Annotated in this window: 1 protein-coding gene; it reads left to right on the top strand. The window is 64.0% G+C overall.

Going from position 1 to position 703, the window contains the following annotated elements:
- Window positions 1-564 (top strand): hypothetical protein (locus NW818_RS13745; protein ID WP_414424871.1); only part of this gene is annotated, 564 nt, incomplete at its 5' end.
- Between the last annotated feature and the right edge of the window lie 139 nt (window positions 565-703).

Raw genomic sequence — 703 nt, 5'->3', positions numbered from 1 at the left:
TTCGCGTTAGCGGGACGGAGTCCTTTGGGATTGCTGCTGGCCGTCTTTGTGGGAACTCTCTTGTTCTGGCCTCAACAGCTCATTCTGCGCTACCGCAAACCCTGGCAGGGCCCCCTTGCCTGGATCTGGAAATGGCACGGCTGGGGAGGCTGGGCCGTGCGGGGCAGCCGCCGTGGTTGGGAATGGCGTTGGGGATCCCTGCGCCTTCGCGGGCGTTGGCCGGCGCAGCGGGGAGAACGTTGCTCCCCCAGAGATTGGCCCTACCTGTGGAAGCTGGGCAAGCAGCTCCACATCCAATCTTGGCAAGGAGGGGTGGAAATTGGCTTTGCCGATCCGGCTTTGACGGGGCAATGCTTGGGACTAATCGCCGCTCTACCCCCTCAGTTGGCCCAACACCTGCGCTTGACCTTCGCTCGCATCGGTTGGCACGGATGGGGATCCCTGGTGATCCGGTTGCGCGGCTGGCAGGTGCTGGGGCTGGCCTTGAAACTGGGGTGGCTCGCCCTTTCGCGCCGGTGGGACAGAGTCCTGCGGGCAACCAGGGGGGATCCCCGGCAGAAATAGCCAATGGGAAAGCTGGCCTCAGGAGCAAAGCGCTGGGGGGGGAACTGCAGCGCTGACGCGGTCAGGCCGGCTGCAGCGCCGGGCAGCAATTCAACAGAGGCATGACCTACCCGCCTGATACATTTACGCTGAACACTGC

This window comes from Synechococcus sp. R6-5 (assembly GCF_047461775.1).
In the GTDB taxonomy this organism is placed as follows: domain Bacteria; phylum Cyanobacteriota; class Cyanobacteriia; order Thermostichales; family Thermostichaceae; genus Thermostichus.
The sequence above is the reverse complement of the archived record's forward strand: the minus strand, read 5'-3'. Positions and strand labels throughout refer to the sequence as shown.